17 protein-coding genes and 1 pseudogene are annotated in these 15,400 nt (G+C 41.9%); 3 read left to right on the top strand and 15 right to left on the bottom strand.

Going from position 1 to position 15,400, the window contains the following annotated elements; genetic code table 11:
- The first annotated feature begins 87 nt into the window (after positions 1–87).
- Complete coding sequence (locus JJQ94_RS07180) at positions 88–744, top strand: hypothetical protein (protein WP_099028957.1); 657 nt, start codon at positions 88–90, stop codon at positions 742–744.
- A 66-nt stretch (positions 745–810) separates the two neighbouring features.
- Here the strand turns inward: JJQ94_RS07180 and JJQ94_RS24340 are convergent.
- From JJQ94_RS24340 to rpe, 14 genes and pseudogenes are all read right to left on the bottom strand, one after another.
- A pseudogene (locus tag JJQ94_RS24340) lies at positions 811–1,445 on the bottom strand (imm11 family protein).
- A gap of 47 nt (positions 1,446–1,492) precedes the next feature.
- A complete protein-coding gene (locus JJQ94_RS07170) occupies positions 1,493–2,125 on the bottom strand; it encodes an imm11 family protein (protein WP_099028956.1) in 633 nt (210 codons plus the stop codon).
- A 59-nt stretch (positions 2,126–2,184) separates the two neighbouring features.
- Positions 2,185–2,817: a hypothetical protein gene (locus JJQ94_RS07165; protein ID WP_099028955.1), complete on the bottom strand. Its 633-nt coding sequence runs from the start codon at positions 2,815–2,817 to the stop codon at positions 2,185–2,187.
- Positions 2,818–3,264: 447 nt separating this feature from the next.
- On the bottom strand, positions 3,265–4,074 hold the full coding sequence (gene speD, locus JJQ94_RS07160; protein ID WP_010607075.1) for an adenosylmethionine decarboxylase: 810 nt from the start codon (positions 4,072–4,074) through the stop codon (positions 3,265–3,267).
- 85 nt (positions 4,075–4,159) lie between these two features.
- Entirely contained in the window at positions 4,160–4,573 is a 414-nt protein-coding gene (locus tag JJQ94_RS07155) for an OsmC family protein (protein WP_099028954.1), read from the bottom strand.
- A 103-nt stretch (positions 4,574–4,676) separates the two neighbouring features.
- A complete protein-coding gene (locus JJQ94_RS07150) occupies positions 4,677–5,012 on the bottom strand; it encodes a DUF3802 family protein (protein WP_029215895.1) in 336 nt (111 codons plus the stop codon).
- A 152-nt stretch (positions 5,013–5,164) separates the two neighbouring features.
- The gene (gene astD / locus JJQ94_RS07145) at positions 5,165–6,637 is read right to left on the bottom strand and encodes a succinylglutamate-semialdehyde dehydrogenase (RefSeq protein ID WP_099028953.1); all 1,473 of its coding nucleotides are present in this window, start codon (positions 6,635–6,637) and stop codon (positions 5,165–5,167) included.
- Between the two features lie 15 nt (positions 6,638–6,652).
- Entirely contained in the window at positions 6,653–7,666 is a 1,014-nt protein-coding gene (astA, locus tag JJQ94_RS07140) for an arginine N-succinyltransferase (RefSeq protein WP_099028952.1), read from the bottom strand.
- A 67-nt stretch (positions 7,667–7,733) separates the two neighbouring features.
- Positions 7,734–8,945, bottom strand: coding sequence for an aspartate aminotransferase family protein (locus tag JJQ94_RS07135; protein WP_099028951.1), 1,212 nt, complete (start codon positions 8,943–8,945; stop codon positions 7,734–7,736).
- Between the two features lie 357 nt (positions 8,946–9,302).
- Positions 9,303–10,478 carry an HDOD domain-containing protein gene (locus tag JJQ94_RS07130; protein WP_099028950.1) on the bottom strand — a complete coding sequence of 392 codons (1,176 nt, stop codon included), beginning with the start codon at positions 10,476–10,478 and terminating at the stop codon, positions 9,303–9,305.
- A 219-nt stretch (positions 10,479–10,697) separates the two neighbouring features.
- A complete protein-coding gene (locus JJQ94_RS07125) occupies positions 10,698–11,279 on the bottom strand; it encodes an anthranilate synthase component II (RefSeq protein ID WP_099028949.1) in 582 nt (193 codons plus the stop codon).
- A 185-nt stretch (positions 11,280–11,464) separates the two neighbouring features.
- Positions 11,465–12,469, bottom strand: a complete 1,005-nt coding sequence (gene trpS, locus JJQ94_RS07120) for a tryptophan--tRNA ligase (protein ID WP_010368888.1) — start codon at positions 12,467–12,469, stop codon at positions 11,465–11,467.
- A gap of 25 nt (positions 12,470–12,494) precedes the next feature.
- Positions 12,495–13,160, bottom strand: a complete 666-nt coding sequence (locus JJQ94_RS07115; RefSeq protein ID WP_039494034.1) for an HAD-IA family hydrolase — start codon at positions 13,158–13,160, stop codon at positions 12,495–12,497.
- On the bottom strand, positions 13,160–13,831 hold the full coding sequence (gene rpe, locus JJQ94_RS07110; RefSeq protein ID WP_099028948.1) for a ribulose-phosphate 3-epimerase: 672 nt from the start codon (positions 13,829–13,831) through the stop codon (positions 13,160–13,162). Before rpe ends, JJQ94_RS07115 begins: the two co-directional genes overlap by 1 nt.
- A gap of 137 nt (positions 13,832–13,968) precedes the next feature.
- Here rpe and JJQ94_RS07105 point away from each other — a divergent pair, with 137 nt between their 5' ends.
- Together JJQ94_RS07105 and JJQ94_RS07100 are read left to right on the top strand one after the other, a co-directional pair.
- Positions 13,969–14,271, top strand: coding sequence for a hypothetical protein (locus JJQ94_RS07105; protein ID WP_010368894.1), 303 nt, complete (start codon positions 13,969–13,971; stop codon positions 14,269–14,271).
- A 38-nt stretch (positions 14,272–14,309) separates the two neighbouring features.
- Entirely contained in the window at positions 14,310–14,504 is a 195-nt protein-coding gene (locus JJQ94_RS07100) for a DUF2970 domain-containing protein (RefSeq protein ID WP_010368896.1), read from the top strand.
- 19 nt (positions 14,505–14,523) lie between these two features.
- On the opposite strand, the gene JJQ94_RS07095 is transcribed toward JJQ94_RS07100, so the two are convergent.
- Entirely contained in the window at positions 14,524–15,357 is an 834-nt protein-coding gene (locus tag JJQ94_RS07095; RefSeq protein ID WP_099028947.1) for a Dam family site-specific DNA-(adenine-N6)-methyltransferase, read from the bottom strand.
- Positions 15,358–15,400: the final 43 nt, after the last annotated feature.

Below are 15,400 nucleotides of genomic sequence, written 5' to 3'. Positions count from 1 at the left end.
AATCACTATTAGCATCTAAAACTAAGCTTATTAACTGCTACAACACACCGAAAGCTGAAGTTATAGGGCTTACTGTAAGGAAATAAAATGCGAACATCTTGGATCTTTTTACTTATTTGTGCAGCAATTGCAGCTTCACTTTCAGTAATTTATATCCATTTCAATCATTATGCAGATACTGTAATGCTTGCCTGCATTATTATATTTTGCTTTATGGCTAAAAACCATGAAAATATAAAGCACATTGCGGCACTACTGTTAATAATGACAGCTATAGAATATGGTTTAGTGAGTTACGTTGTTTCGTTAAATAGTATGGGACTACCACCTTTTCAAGGCAACCTTTTGATGTTTGGATCCCATTTCCTTGTTGATCTAACAATCCTAATGATAATGAAATATCGCGTTCGATTATCTCTTCGTTATGTTAGACGCACAGCACCTGATAATTGGCGTTCCATATATATGACTCATGCAGACCCTATCCTATATGGCATTTACTTTGCGTTTATTCTAGTTGACCTCGCGGCCTTCGGTGAAAATATTATTCGTAATTTAGAACATTTCGGCGTAGATGAAAACTTTGCCAAACAATTCTGGAGCTGGGGCTTAATATACTATAACTACGAAATCCTAAAGTCGATTTTACTATCCTGTGTGATCACCACCCTACTGGCCACTACCTTTGTCGAACGACAGCGCCCTGATACGCCTGATGAGGAGTTAGAAAGTGAATCAAAATAGGCATAGCTTTTAAAAAATAAAGCCCGCTCCCGCGGGTTTTATTTTTTGTTTTACACAGATATAGAGCTAAAACTGCACCCCTTCTTCAAAATCGGACACTTTGACTAAGTTAACGCCTGTCGCTTTTTCCTCAAAAAAGATATCTGCAATTTTTTGATGGACAAAGACATACTTCAGACCACCAGCTTGTTTAAATATCAAACGTTCTTCTTCTGGGATTTTATCCAAGACTTCACTATCTAAGTGGTATTTATAAACGTCAATTCTCGACATAAAGTATGGATCTGCTAATTCTTCTTTCGTCGCTTTCTCTGTTTTAGACTTTTCTCTATCCCAACAATCCAGTTCTTACCAAAAGTTCATGCACCAATAATCTTCGTGATAGTTACCACCATCGTCAATGTACACAGCAGGATATAGCTGCATCCCAACAAAATTAAAGAGCTTTAACCGTTCTCTAATTTTTGAGCTAACGATAGGGATCGTAGCGTCTAGTAAAACACTGGGGATAGGACGTATAACTCCATTCGCATTATCTTTATCTCTATACGCATTTTCGAAAAATAGCGGTTCTTTCCCCCAAACTAACTGTTCAAACTCATAATCTCTATCCGCCGACTTTTGCAAAGCAGTAAGGTGCAATGTTACTTCGCTATAATTTTTAAAATGATGTAATATTGGTCGTTAAAATCTCTTGTCATTGCACTTCCAACCTTTATGTAAAGTAGTCTCCTAACTAGTTGGCAAACTAAAACTGCATCCCTTCTTCAAAGTCGGATACTTTGACTAAGTTAACGCCTGTCGCCTTCTCTTCAAAAAAGATATCTGCAATTTTTTGATGGACAAAGACATAACCCATATCATCGGGCTCCATTTTAAAAATCAGCCGCTCTTCTTCTGGAATTTTATCTAATACATCACTATCAAGGCTGTACTTGTAGGTCGTTAAGTCATCTGCGTCCGGGTTCACTTTGAGCTTCTTTAATGTTGTCTTTGAAAATTTTGATCTCTTCCTATCTAGGCAATCCAACCTTTCCCAGAAGTTCATGCACCAATATTGCTCGTGATAGTGACCATCATCATCGATATAAACAGCGGGATAAAATTGCATTCCTTTAAAATCAAAAAACTTAAGCTTCTCCCATATATTTCTACTTATGATTGGGATCGTCGTATCGAGCATAACGCTAGGTATTGCTCTTTTGACACCTGATTTTAAGTCTTCGTCTTTGTATCCATTTTCGAAAAATAGAGGCTCTTGACCCCAAACTAAGCGTTCAAACTCAAAATTTCTATCCGCTGACTTTTGCAATGGTGTTAAGTACAGTGTGCTTTCAGTAATTCGGGGGAGAAAAATAAAATATATTTCATTATAGTTCACTAAAGTTCCTTGTAATATATAGTGCAAACATTACATCGTGAGTATTTAATTATAGAGCTTTAAAACTGCATCCCCTCTTCAAAGTCAGATACTTTGACTAAGTTAACGCCAGTCGCCTTTTCTTCAAAAAAGATGTCCGCAATTTTTTGATGAACAAAAACGTAACCCATATCATCGGGCTCCATTTTAAAAATCAGCCGCTCTTCTTCTGGAATTTTATCTAATACATCACTATCAAGGCTGTACTTGTAGGTCGTTAAGTCATCTGCGTCCGGGTCTAATTTCAGCTTTTCAAGTGTCAATTTAGAGAACTTAGAGCGATTTCTGTCTAGACAATCTAGCTCTTCCCAAAAATTCATACACCAAAAGTTTTCATGATAATTTCCTTCATCATCTATATAAACTGCCGGATATAACTGCATTCCCTCAAACGCAAAAAACTTCAACTTTTCTCTTATCTTTGAGTTAACGACTGGAATAGTAGCGCTGAGAAAGACATCAGGAACTTGACGACTCCTATTTGCCTTGAGATCTTTATCTCTATGTGCATTTTCAAAAAATAAAGGCTCTTGTCCCCAAGTAAGCTGTTCAAACCGAAAGCGACGTTTTGCAGTTTGCTTCAGAGGCTTAGGATACAAAGTATCGCCATCAAACTTTTTTAGAATAATGTAATATTGATCGTCGTAGCTCATAAAAAACCTCGTATAAGGTGTTACATTTCTTCTCTTCATCAAACGAGGAAATGATTAATACCAACTTGATAAAATATTACTTTTCAGAAAGTCGCGAACAAGCGCCTCACATTAAGCCTGAGACTTATAGCTAAGAAGTGGTGCTTTCCTGATTATCACCAAAGCGAGAGATGAGATCATCAAATGCCATTTTTAGTCCTTTAATAGCGTTATGAAATGAGAGGTTAGTACTTAGTCTGAGCCTCGGATAATTGGTGCCTTCTTCCAGCTGGTTTTAGCCTGCACTATTGCCTACCGAATAAGCCCACCGATTAGACGCTTTAGCCGCTATTTAAAGCGAATAATTATTGTCCATATTTAAATTAAATGTAAGCTGAATATCTTACAAATTTCAGACATTAAAAAAGGCGCTTGCGCGCCTTTTTTAATTCCTCAATTTACCGCTGATTATTCAGTTTCTGGTAAATTGCGACCGTAGAACACTTCCTGAATTTCACGATTCAGCTTAAGACGAATTTCTTCCTCTTCGTCTGCGTCTAAATCATCAGTACTAATTCCAAATAGATATGCATTTAGGTCTGTCTCCTTAAGCATCATCTTAGTGTGGAATAGGTTCTCTTGATACACGTTTACGTCTACCATGTGGTATGCGTCTTTAGTATCTTCCGTCATGTAATTCTGGATCGAGTGAATTGCGTGGTCGATATAGTGTTTAACACCATTAACGTCACGAGTAAATCCACGAACACGATAGTCAATCGTCACCACATCTGACTCTAAAGAGTGAATTAAGAAGTTAAGCGCTTTAAGTGGCGAAATAATGCCACACGTTGAAACTTCGATATCTGCTCTAAAAGTACAAATGCCATCATCAGGGTGTGCTTCAGGATAAGTATGAACACAGATGTGACTCTTATCTAAGTGTGCTACCACTGACTCAGGAAGTGGACCTGGTGCTTCATTACTATCAAAAGTCTGTTGATCAACAGGCTCTTCTGATACTAATATCGTCACACTCGCCCCTTGTGGTTCATAATCTTGACGTGCGATATTCAGTACGTTTGCACCGATGATATCCGTTACGTCTTTTAGAATATCCGTCAAACGATCAGCACTATACTGCTCATCGATGTATTCTAGATATTCTTTACGTTGCTGCTCGGTCTTGGCGTAGCAAATATCGTAAATGCTAAAGCTTAAACTCTTAGTTAAGTTGTTAAAGCCATGGAGTTTAATTTTATCAAAGGGCTTGTTCACGATAGACCCACCTTAATACAAAAAATCTGCGCTGCAGAAACAAAAGTTCGCGGATTTTATACGAAAATAGCGCTATGAAAAAGCGTTATTTTTCGTCAATTTCAACCACTTCATGGCTATGCGTAATTTCTACTGCTTTTTCAAGCATTAATGCCACTGAACAATACTTTTCAGCAGATAAACTTACGGCTCTTTCTAGGTGTTTTTCAGAGACATTACGCCCTTTCACCACGAAGTGTAAATTGATCTTGGTAAAAACCCGAGGTGCACTTTCTGCGCGCTCTGCGGTTAATTTTACTTCCACGTCGGTAACATCCTGACGCGCCTTTTGTAGAATGCTGACTACATCGACTGACGAACAACATCCCGCTGACATTAACACCATCTCCATTGGACTTGGCGCAGCACTATCAGAACTGGCATCAAATACCACATTATGTCCCGACGCAGAGCGACCGATAAAGGTATCTCCTTCAACCCATTTTACGCTAGCTAACATAGTTATCCTCTATAAAGCATAACACCGCCAAATGGCGGTGTATCTTAAACCTAGAATTGCCTCTAAGTATGTTTTCTACACTGTCGATAGTGATTGTGCCAAGCTATACAGCAGAATCAAACAGGTTTTTGACCAAACCTGCGAATTCTTCGATAAATTCTTTTTGTTCTACGGTGACACGTCTATCAACAACACTTGATAGCACTTCTTGTAAGTCATACACAATGCCATCTACCTCTCGCACAATCATGCTGCGCTGCTCTGTAGATAACTCAGTATGCTGCTCGCATATACGGATAACGTTTTCAGCGATCACATCTTCGATTAATTCCATGACTGTTGGAGCCCCTGGTTCAACCGTCCCAGACTTCTCAAACAAGGCTAAGTTTTGCGTCAAATACATGACTAAATCATCGTACCCTTGTTTATCTAAAACCATACTTTGCTCACCCGAACCTATCAAAGACATCTCCTATTGATTTAAGCAGAAAGTTTTTTCGATTGCTACTTTTGTAGTCAACTAGACACAAAAAAGCAGCCGAAGCTGCTTTTCTTATCAATTTTTATTGAGTAAACCTCAATATTGGCATTTTAATCCAAAGATAAACCTGGGCTCAAGCTAGAAGGTAAAGTTACCTTTTCTAGTTCCACAGAAGCCACTGGGTATGCACAGTAATCTGCCGCGTAGTATGCACTTGCACGATGGTTACCTGATGCACCGATACCACCAAACGGAGCGGCACTTGAAGCGCCAGTGATTGGGCGGTTCCAGTTTACGATACCTGCGCGAATACGACGTAAGAAACGGTCGTAGTCAGCTTCGTTGTCGCCAAGCAGACCTGCAGATAAGCCAAAGCTTGTCTCGTTCGCTTTTTCGATAGCCGCGTCAAAGTCTGTGTAGCGGAATATTTTTAACAGCGGACCGAAGTGCTCTTCATCAGGGAAGTCTGCAATGTTAGTACATTCGATGATCCCTGGTGTCACAAAGCCTGTACCTTCTGTGTGCGTCAGCTCGATAAGCGACTCACCACCGAGCTCAACAAGCTGTTGCTGTGCTTTTACCATGCCAGCGGCGGCAGCATTTGAGATCATTGAGCCCATGAATGGTTGATCTGCATCGTCAAAGTTACCCACTTTAATCGCTTTAGTTGCTTTGATCAGTTGCTCAAGGATTGTGTCACCTTGTTCACCTGCAGGAAGGAATAGTTTACGAGCACAAGTACAACGCTGACCGCTTGAGATAAACGCAGATTGAATAATGTCGTGTACTGCCGCTTTTGTATCCGCTACGTCTTTTACGATGAGTGGGTTATTACCACCCATTTCAAGCGCTAGGATCTTACCCGGTTGACCTGCATATTGCTCATGTAGCAAGTGACCCGTACGAGAAGAGCCAGTAAAGAATAAGCCGTCAATACCTGCGTGTGACGCAAGTGCTTTACCTGTTTCAACTTCACCCTGAACTAGGTTAATTACACCAGCAGGAAGACCCGCTTGTTGCCAGTATTTAAGCGTTAGCTCAGCAACATATGGCGTTAGTTCAGATGGCTTAAAGATAACCGTGTTACCGGCAAGTAGCGCAGGTACGATGTGGCCATTAGGTAAGTGACCTGGGAAGTTATATGGGCCAAATACAGCAACTACACCGTGCGCCTTGTGACGGATCACGGCACGGCCAACTGGCATTGGATTTTCAACAACACCTGTGCGCTCTTGATAGGCTTTCTCAGAAATCGCGATTTTACCTACCATAGCACCCGCTTCTGTACGAGTTTCCCAAAGTGGCTTACCCGTTTCTTTAGCAATTGCAATAGCAAGCTCTTCGCTATTTTCTTTTAGTACTTCAGCGAAACGCTTAACAATTTCTAGGCGCGCTTCAAAGCTCATGTCACTCCATGAATAGAAAGCTTCACGAGCAGCTGTTACTGCGCCATCAACTTGCTCAGCAGTAGCTGCGTTTGCGCTCCAAATAACGTCGTTGTTTGCTGGGTTTACAGAGCTAAAGCTTGCGCCTTGTCCTGCAATCCACTCACCATTTATTAGTTGTGCTGCATGTGTTGTCATAATCTGTTCCCAATCTTAAATCTTTACTAGGCTTACTTGATCGCCTTCTTCAACTTTTAGCGCCGCGGCAACATGTGGAGCAAGCGTTACTTCATTGCTATCACTCAGGGCTAACTCGATCACCGCCGCGCGATAATCAACAAGTTTACCATTTGCGACCATAACAGGGAATCCACCGTTGCTTTCGCCTATTTTTACAGTACGAGTTTCACTATTGCGAACCGTGCGGATATTCCCCACTTTTGCTTCTACCGTTGGACCCGCGTCGAAGATATCAACATAACCATTAAATGTGAAACCTTCGCTTTTTAGTAGCTCAATAGCAGGACGCGTATTGTCGTGAACTTCACCAATCACCGCTTGTGCTTCTTTACTAAGCAGGTTTACGTAGATTGGGTACTTAGGCATTAATTCAGCAATAAAGACCTTTTGGCCGATCCCCGTTAAATAATCCGCTGTCGGGAAATCCATCGAGAAGAAGTGCTCTTCAAGCCATTGCCAGAACGGACTTTCCCCTTGTTCGTTAGAAACACCGCGCATTTCCGCGATAACGGTTTCAGCAAAACGATCACGATGTTGATTGATAAACATAAAGCGAGAGCGCGACAGCAATTTGCCGTTTGCGCCTTTGCGATAGCCATCTTTTAAAAACAGGGTGCATAATTCCGTCGCGCCAGTATAGTCATTACATAGCGTTAAAATATCCACTGCTTTATAAACATCGAGTGTGCGTGAAGAGTGGATCACTTTGCTTAGGTGATAATGATAAAACGCATCATCTAAACCAACCGCAGCTTCGATACCGCTGGTACCAACCACCTCGCCTGTTTCAGTATCTTCTAATACAAATAAATAGCCTTCATCAAAAGGCTTGTCTGCTTGCTTGCCAAAGGAAGCAACTGAGCGTGCAATCTTCTTCTGTAATAGCTCTTCGTTTACAGGCAAAGAGGTAAAACCGTGACCTGATTCGTGAGCAATGTTTAAAAGCGCTGGATAATCGCTTTCTTGGATTGGGCGAAGGATCATCATGAGCCCGCTTACTCCTCAAAAATGTGGATAACAACAAGGCCACCAAAAGGTGACCTTGCAACCAGTATTAAGCGTTGTTAGCAACTACCGCAGCAACGGCTTTTTCAAAACGTGCCATCCCTTCGCGAATGTCAGCTTCTGGAATAACAAGAGATGGAGTGAAGCGTACTACGTTTGCACCTGCAACAAGTGACATCACGCCTTGCTTGATCCCTTCAACCAAGAATTCTTTTGCTTTGCCTTCGTACTTTTCAGTGACTACACCACCAAGTAATAGACCTTTACCACGTACTTCTTTGAATACATTGTACTTTTCGTTGATGTCGTTTAGTAGATCACGGAACAGCTGCTCTTTTGCTTTTACGCCATCAAGTACTGCTGTTGTGTTTACTGTGTCAAATGCCGCTTCTGCAACCGCACAGGCCAGCGGGTTACCGCCGTATGTAGAACCGTGAGTGCCTACTTTTAGGTGCGCAGCAATCTCAGTCGTTGTGATCATCGCGCCGATAGGGAAACCACCGCCAAGTGCTTTAGCCGTTGTTAAAATATCAGGGGTTACGTTTAAACCTTGGTATGCATACAGATCACCAGTACGGCCAACACCTGTTTGCACTTCATCAAAAATAAGTAGCGCGTTGTGCTTGTCACACAGCTCGCGAACACCTTTTACAAACTCAGCCGTTGGTGAAATGATGCCACCTTCGCCTTGTAGCGGCTCCATCATCACAGCACAAGTGTTGTCTGAGATAAGCGCTTCAAATGCCGCTAAATCGTTATAGTCTGTGTGAACAATGTCGCCCGGCTTTGGACCAAAGCCATCAGAGTATGCAGCTTGACCACCTACGGTCACAGTGAAGAAAGTACGGCCGTGAAAACCTTTGTTGAAAGAGATGATTTGCGACTTTTCAGCACCAAACTTATCTAGTGCCCAACGGCGTGCTAACTTAAGCGCCGCTTCGTTCGCTTCTGCACCTGAGTTTGCAAAGTAGACTTTCTCTGCAAACGTGGCATCGGTTAGCTTTTTCGCTAAACGTAGTGCAGGCTCATTGGTCATCACGTTAGACAGATGCCAAATTTTCTCGCCTTGCTCTTTAAGCGCGCCCACCAAAGCTGGGTGACAATGACCTAGACAGTTAACTGCGATACCACCAGCAAAGTCGATGTACTCACGACCTTCCTGATCCCATACTCGAGAACCTTCACCTTTCACTGGAATTACCGCTGAAGGTGCGTAGTTAGGTACCATTACGTCGTCAAACAATTCACGATTGATAGTCATTTTATTTCCTCATATTTGGTGAGTGAAAGTGCAAACAAGGAGTCATTTCCTTTTGGAGGTCGGCGCGTTGCCGCCACTTGATAGGATATTTATTCACACCAATTCGGTGCTATGTATTTTGACCCGCCCCTTGATGGCACAAAATTCATACGCTCATTATTCCAGAAAAAGCGCCATTTGTCTCACTTATACCACGTTCTCAGCCCTTAGTATTCAAGGGTTTAACATATATTCTCAACTCAAGTGAATAACTATCTAGGGCAGATATTTAGGGCAAAGCAAGCGCCGTGCAGCCTTGCACAGATCATTTAAGATTAGGTTTTGAATGAATAGTCGCAAAAAAAATTTCAATTTTTTTTACAAAATCGTCAACTGCAGGTTATGGAACGCACATTTTGCTAATTGCTGACGCATTTCCTCGGTAAGTTCTAAATGATTGAGCAAAGTCTCAGCTTCGTCGTCTTCAATCAACTGACTATCTTTTAAAACAAGTAGTTGTGCGTAACCATAGGCTTTTTGCATCACTTGCGTCAGTGGTAATGGGTCGGCAATGTTTTTATGCGCATTTGGTAGATAAGTTTGCGCATACTCTTCCATGACGGCATTAAAGGGCAAATAACGTAGCTCCATTTTTTCAATTAGCTTACGTGAAATCTCTGCCGAATGTTCTATCAATAAGTTACGTAAAAATAACGGATCAGGAGATAACTCCATTAATGCGGTGTGTAGGTCTTTTTGCTTTTTGTCTCGTGCTATTTGCACCTTGGCTTGCCACACCTTTTCGAAGGTGCGTAAATAAAGACGGATCAAGGCCACTTTCCCAAGTTCTAGTAACATGCCCAAGGTAAATGCATGCTGTTCTTTTACCCCAAAAAATGGTGCCAGCTCTTTTGCCGCAATAGCCGTACTCATACTCAGCTCGCGTAATTTACGTTTCATCAGAGTAAACGGCTCTGTTGCATGCGGCATCCAATGTCTCACTGCCATTGTCGGGATCACCATTTGCAAGTTCTCAAGGCCTAAGTACCTCAATGCTAATGCCGGCGTGTCGACCTTAATGGACGTACCTTTACTGTTTTTTTTGCGATACTGTGGCAAGTTGACTAGCGAAACCAGCTCACGACCCAACCAACTTAAATCATTGACCAAAGGCTCTAAACGCCCAACCGAAGCTGAGCGCACCGCAAGAATGTCTAAGATAGCAGGAACAGAGTCTTGAACACCAATGACTTCATGATAGATATTATCAAGGTCATGCAGTTGCTTTGTAATAGCTTCTTCGATAACCGAATGTAGATGCTTACTCGCTTTGGCAATATATTTGTGATGACTTGTGCTGCTTTCTTGGCGTTTTGCAGCCGCAGCAATTTCCACCTCTAGCATAGTGCGCTGTGCGATATTCTCACCGTAGCTAATATCAAATGTATGAATATAGCCTATTTGCTTCTGCGCAAAGTTGAGGCTGATAAGAAGGTCATGGGCACGTTCGGACAGCGCTTGTGCCATTCTAATTTGCTTATTTTCTTGCGTCATGCATGCTACTTATCTAAAAGAAAAACACTGAGTTAAGCACTCACAGAATCGTCTTACTGATTAACATTATACCAGTAAAAGCAATATTATGATTTGATATTGCGCACAATAGAATCAAAAAGTTATGTATCAAAAACTAGACCCTAGTCTAACCAACAAAAGCGCGGCAAATATGGATATATAACACCTAGGCGAAACTCTGTTGGTTTTGTTTAAACTTTAGAAGCGTTTTATAAAGTTATCAAGTAATGCTAAGCCGTGTTCCGTGAGGATAGCTTCTGGGTGAAATTGCACTCCTTCTAGTGCTCTATCGGCAGCTAAGAGTCCCATAATTTCATCACGTTCACCCTCTTGCGTCTGTGTCCAAGCCGTTACGGCTAGAGATTTTGGTAAGCTACTTTGCTCAACAACCAAAGAGTGGTAGCGGCATACTTCGTATGGTGATGGCAGATCTTGAAATACACCCATATTGTTATGGTGCACTTGAGACGTTTTACCATGCATCACTTGTTTTGCTCGAATGATTTTACCACCTAAAGCTTGTGCAATAGTTTGATGACCAAGGCAAATGCCAAGAATAGGGATTTGCCCCTGTAAGCGTTTTACGACTTCAAGCGAAATCCCTGCTTCATCAGGACTACAAGGGCCAGGAGATAGCACAACATATTTGGGATTAAGCGGCTTGATTTGTGAGGCGCTGATTTCATTATTTCGCTTTACCAGCACGTCCACGTCTAAGCGCTGAAAATACTGCACTAGGTTGTAGGTAAAGGAATCATAGTTATCAATCATCAACAGCATGTAGGTACCACTAAAAGAACCAAGCAGCCTATTCGCCACTAAGGTAAAGATCTTCGTTATGAATCTATTTTATCACGAACTCAACAGGAGGGTTTTCTTATATCTAGTATCTGCTTTAAACCAAGAGGCGATAGGCCCTTGTAATACAAAAAGACACCATAAATGGTGTCTTTCTTTGTTTTTTATTAACCGCGAGGAATAAAACCGACGGCGTCATACACAGCTTTAAGCGTTTTCTCAGCACGAATACTTGCTTTTTCCGCACCTTTTTTCATGATTTCGTCCAGCAAAGTTTGATCTTCACGGATTTCTTTAAAGCGCGCTTGAATAGGCTCAAGCATATTCACTACCGCATCGGCAGTGTCTTTCTTCAAGTGACCGTACATTTTGTCTTCGTACTCTGGCACTAACTCTTCAATTGAGCGTTTAGTTGCAACACTGAGTAGAGTCAGTAAGTTGGATACACCAGGCTTTTCAACACGATCAAAGTAAATACGTGCTTGCTCATCTGAATCCGTTACCGCTTTTTTAAGCTTTTTCTCTATCTTCTTCGGTTCATCCAACAGCATCACAAAACCATTTGGGTTTTCGTCTGATTTTGACATCTTCTTGCTCGGGTCTTGCAAGCTCATAACACGAGCACCAAACTCTGGAATATAAGGTTCTGGGATCTTAAAGACATCGCCGTACAGGTTGTTAAAGCGCGTTGCAATATCACGGGTCAACTCAAGGTGTTGCTTTTGGTCTTCACCAACAGGTACTTGATCCGCTTGATACAATAAAATATCCGCCGCTTGCAATACTGGATACGCGAATAAACCAACGTTTACGTTATTTGCGTGCTTTGCTGACTTATCTTTAAACTGCGTCATGCGGTTTAACTCACCCATTTGTGCATAACAGTTTAGCACCCAACCTAGCTGTGCATGCTCAGGAACCTGTGATTGCACAAATAGTGATGATTTATCTGGATCGATGCCGCAAGCAGTATACAGTGCTACGCCGTCTAATACGCGATCGCGTAATTGCTGTGGCTCTTGGCGAACCGTAATGGCATGCAAGTCAACCAACATAAAGTAACAATCATGATCGTTTTGTAGTTTAAGCCACTGGTTAATGGCACCTACGTAATTGCCTATTGTCATACCACCGGTTGGCTGAATACCACTTAATACTACAGGTTTACTCATGTCGTTCCTTTATTTCTTCATTGAATTAACGTTGATTGATAATGGGAATAATATCTAAGAATCCATCACAAAGGTACTGTGGATTGAACTCTTTCAAATCGAATCCCTGATTATACCCATAATTTAGCGCGATCACAGGTATCTTAGCGCCCTGAGCGGCCAAAATATCGCTTTTAGAATCCCCAACCATAATTAGCTTATCCGCTGGTATACCAAGACGCTCGGCTGCCAGCAATAGCGGAGCTGGTGATGGTTTCTTGTCAGTATCATCACCACAGACGATACAATCAAAATGCGAAGTGAGATTTAATTTATCCAGTAGTTTTAGCGTAAATGCACGATTTTTATTGGTCACGACGGCTTTTGGCACTGTGGCAAATGCAGATAGCCCTGTCTCAACATGCGGATACAAACCTGCATACTGACCAACTAATTCATCATAATGCACTTTAAAACGCTCAATGGCGGTGTGCGCTAAACCTTCGGATAGCGCTTCGCTAACTTCATGACTACCGCTTAGGCCTCTTTTTACTAACATATCGATACCGTTACCCACCCATTCACGCACTAGAGCATGACTAACAATTGGATGAGCAAGCTCAGACAGTGTTAAATTAAGCGCCATATACATATCCTCGACGCTATCAACTAACGTGCCATCGAGGTCAAATAAAATACCCTCAAAACGCATTATTTTACCTTTGCTAATTCGTGACGCATGGCGTCTATTACCGCTTTGTAATCGGGTTGATTAAAGATAGCGGAACCCGCAACAAACATGTCTGCACCGGCAGCTGCGACTTCTGCAATGTTTTCCACCTTAATCCCCCCATCCACTTCAAGGCGAATATCACGGCCTGATACGTCAATGCGTGTTCTCGCTTCTTTTAATTTCTCAAGTGTATGTGGGATAAAACTTTGGCCACCAAAACCCGGATTTACTGACATCAAGAGGATTTGATCAATTTTATCCATCACATGATCGAGATAATGCAGCGGTGTGCCCGGATTAAATACCAAACCGGCTTTACAACCTGACTCTTTAATTAAAGCAAGGCTTCTGTCTATGTGCTCGCTGGCTTCTGGGTGAAATGTAATAATGCTCGCCCCGGCTTTAGCAAACTCTGGGATTAGACTATCTACTGGCTTTATCATCAAGTGTACGTCGATAGGAGCGGTAATTCCGTAATTTCTTAATGCGTCACAAATCATTGGGCCAAAGGTTAAATTTGGCACATAGTGATTATCCATTACATCGAAATGAACCACGTCTGCACCTGCTGTCAGTACTTTTTCAACATCTTCGCCTAACCTCGCAAAATCTGCGGATAGAATGGATGGTGCAATTAAAAAATCAGACATACTTTTCCCCTAAACGTAAGACCGTGATACTGTACAGTAAATTGCCCAAAATGTCTGCGATTTAAGGCGCTTTATGATTGTGCAATAAACGAACATTGTGTATCATTACGTGATATCTAACTTCTGGGGATAGGGTTATGGTTTCTAGATATAAAGCACGGATTGCTCTGCTTGGGACGGTATTAGCCGTGTCGGCAGGGGTATTTTCTTTCGACAATGATGAAAGTCTTGCCGCAAATTACTCCGCATGCACTTGTAGCACTGGCAATTTAAGCAGTCGAATAAATGCGGTGGAATGTCAGCAAGAAGCGCACACCAGTTGGGCTGCGTGGTTGACTGGCGGTAGTTCGAGTGGCCAATTCCATTATTTGGATTTGCTTGAGCTATTACTTGGTTCTAAAGATAATCAAAGCAGTAGTAAAGTTTCATCTCCTTACTAATACCAGTTGAGCCAATCAACTGGTAAGAGGTAAACACTATGGCTTCTTCCAATAGTAAATTCGCATTAGTTCAAAGTGTCTGTGCAGCGATGTTTGGTGTGCAGAGTGGTCAAAAACAAGCATATGACTTTAACAAAAAGCATTTTTGGCCGTTTGCTTTTGCGGGCATCGTTTTTGTCGCCGCCTTTGTCATTGGCTTAATTTGGTTTGTAAATGGTGTGGTTTTGGCTTAGTCCTTTATGTCGCAGCAAATTACGGACGGTGATATAACGCCATTAGCTCGTCAACTTTATTCCGACCATTGCCTTTAGGGCTAATTGTACGTTTCACTTTGATCACATCTAGCTTCGCTTGATTATAAATCTTTCGTGTCCACACCGTATCGTGATTGGAGATTAACACTGGCGTTTGCTTTTCAAAAGCCGCGGTTTCCGCAAGATTCGCCAATTGTGCTTGGTCGTCTAAGTTAAAGCCACCTTTTGCATAGCTAGTAAATGACGCAGTTTTGCTCAAAGGTACATACGGTGGATCGCAATACACTACCGCGTTATTTGGCATGGTTTCAAATACTTGGCTGTAACTTTGACAGGTAAAAGTAGCCTGTTGAGCCTTTTCAGCAAACACATATAACTCGCGCTCAGGAAAATAAGGCTTTTTGTACTTACCAAAAGGGACATTAAAGATCCCCTTGAGGTTATAACGACATAAACCATTGTAGCCATGGCGGTTCATGTATAAAAATAGAATCGCACGCTCATACACATCAATGCTTTCGTTAAACTGCTGTCGATAGGCGTAGTAAGCATCTGGATGGTTATTCAGCTCGACGAATAGCCTTTTAGCGTCACTGATAAATTCATCCGGAATACGCTTCAACTCTTTATACAAGTTGATAAGATCAGCGTTAATGTCATTTAAGACATAGTGCTTAAACTGAGTATTCAGGAACACAGATCCCGCTCCAACAAAAGGTTCTACTAGCGTGTCGGCTTCATTGCTTGCTGCTTGTAAGCGCTTAGAAATATCTTCTACTAAGCTGTATTTTCCGCCTGCCCATTTTAAGAAGGCTCTAGTCTTTTGTTGCATGCTCGTTCTATGTCGTGAGTGGTTGCGCGATTTTACACTAAAT

The sequence above is a fragment of the Pseudoalteromonas sp. GCY genome, assembly GCF_016695175.1.
GTDB lineage: Bacteria > Pseudomonadota > Gammaproteobacteria > Enterobacterales > Alteromonadaceae > Pseudoalteromonas.
Note: the sequence above shows the minus strand (reverse complement) of the source record. Positions and strands in the feature narration are given on the sequence as shown.

What these genes read in the sequence shown, in the direction of transcription:
- JJQ94_RS07180 (WP_099028957.1), top strand. Translation starts at nt 88, where the DNA reads ATGCGAACATCTTGGATCTTTTTACTTATTTGTGCAGCAATTGCAGCT.
- JJQ94_RS07165 (WP_099028955.1), bottom strand. Translation starts at nt 2,817, where the DNA reads ATGAGCTACGACGATCAATATTACATTATTCTAAAAAAGTTTGATGGC.
- JJQ94_RS07155 (WP_099028954.1), bottom strand. Translation starts at nt 4,573, where the DNA reads ATGTTAGCTAGCGTAAAATGGGTTGAAGGAGATACCTTTATCGGTCGC.
- JJQ94_RS07150 (WP_029215895.1), bottom strand. Translation starts at nt 5,012, where the DNA reads ATGGTTTTAGATAAACAAGGGTACGATGATTTAGTCATGTATTTGACG.
- astD (WP_099028953.1), bottom strand. Translation starts at nt 6,637, where the DNA reads ATGACAACACATGCAGCACAACTAATAAATGGTGAGTGGATTGCAGGA.
- astA (WP_099028952.1), bottom strand. Translation starts at nt 7,666, where the DNA reads ATGATGATCCTTCGCCCAATCCAAGAAAGCGATTATCCAGCGCTTTTA.
- JJQ94_RS07135 (WP_099028951.1), bottom strand. Translation starts at nt 8,945, where the DNA reads ATGACTATCAATCGTGAATTGTTTGACGACGTAATGGTACCTAACTAC.
- JJQ94_RS07130 (WP_099028950.1), bottom strand. Translation starts at nt 10,478, where the DNA reads ATGACGCAAGAAAATAAGCAAATTAGAATGGCACAAGCGCTGTCCGAA.
- JJQ94_RS07125 (WP_099028949.1), bottom strand. Translation starts at nt 11,279, where the DNA reads ATGCTGTTGATGATTGATAACTATGATTCCTTTACCTACAACCTAGTG.
- trpS (WP_010368888.1), bottom strand. Translation starts at nt 12,469, where the DNA reads ATGAGTAAACCTGTAGTATTAAGTGGTATTCAGCCAACCGGTGGTATG.
- JJQ94_RS07115 (WP_039494034.1), bottom strand. Translation starts at nt 13,160, where the DNA reads ATGCGTTTTGAGGGTATTTTATTTGACCTCGATGGCACGTTAGTTGAT.
- rpe (WP_099028948.1), bottom strand. Translation starts at nt 13,831, where the DNA reads ATGTCTGATTTTTTAATTGCACCATCCATTCTATCCGCAGATTTTGCG.
- JJQ94_RS07105 (WP_010368894.1), top strand. Translation starts at nt 13,969, where the DNA reads ATGGTTTCTAGATATAAAGCACGGATTGCTCTGCTTGGGACGGTATTA.
- JJQ94_RS07100 (WP_010368896.1), top strand. Translation starts at nt 14,310, where the DNA reads ATGGCTTCTTCCAATAGTAAATTCGCATTAGTTCAAAGTGTCTGTGCA.
- JJQ94_RS07095 (WP_099028947.1), bottom strand. Translation starts at nt 15,357, where the DNA reads ATGCAACAAAAGACTAGAGCCTTCTTAAAATGGGCAGGCGGAAAATAC.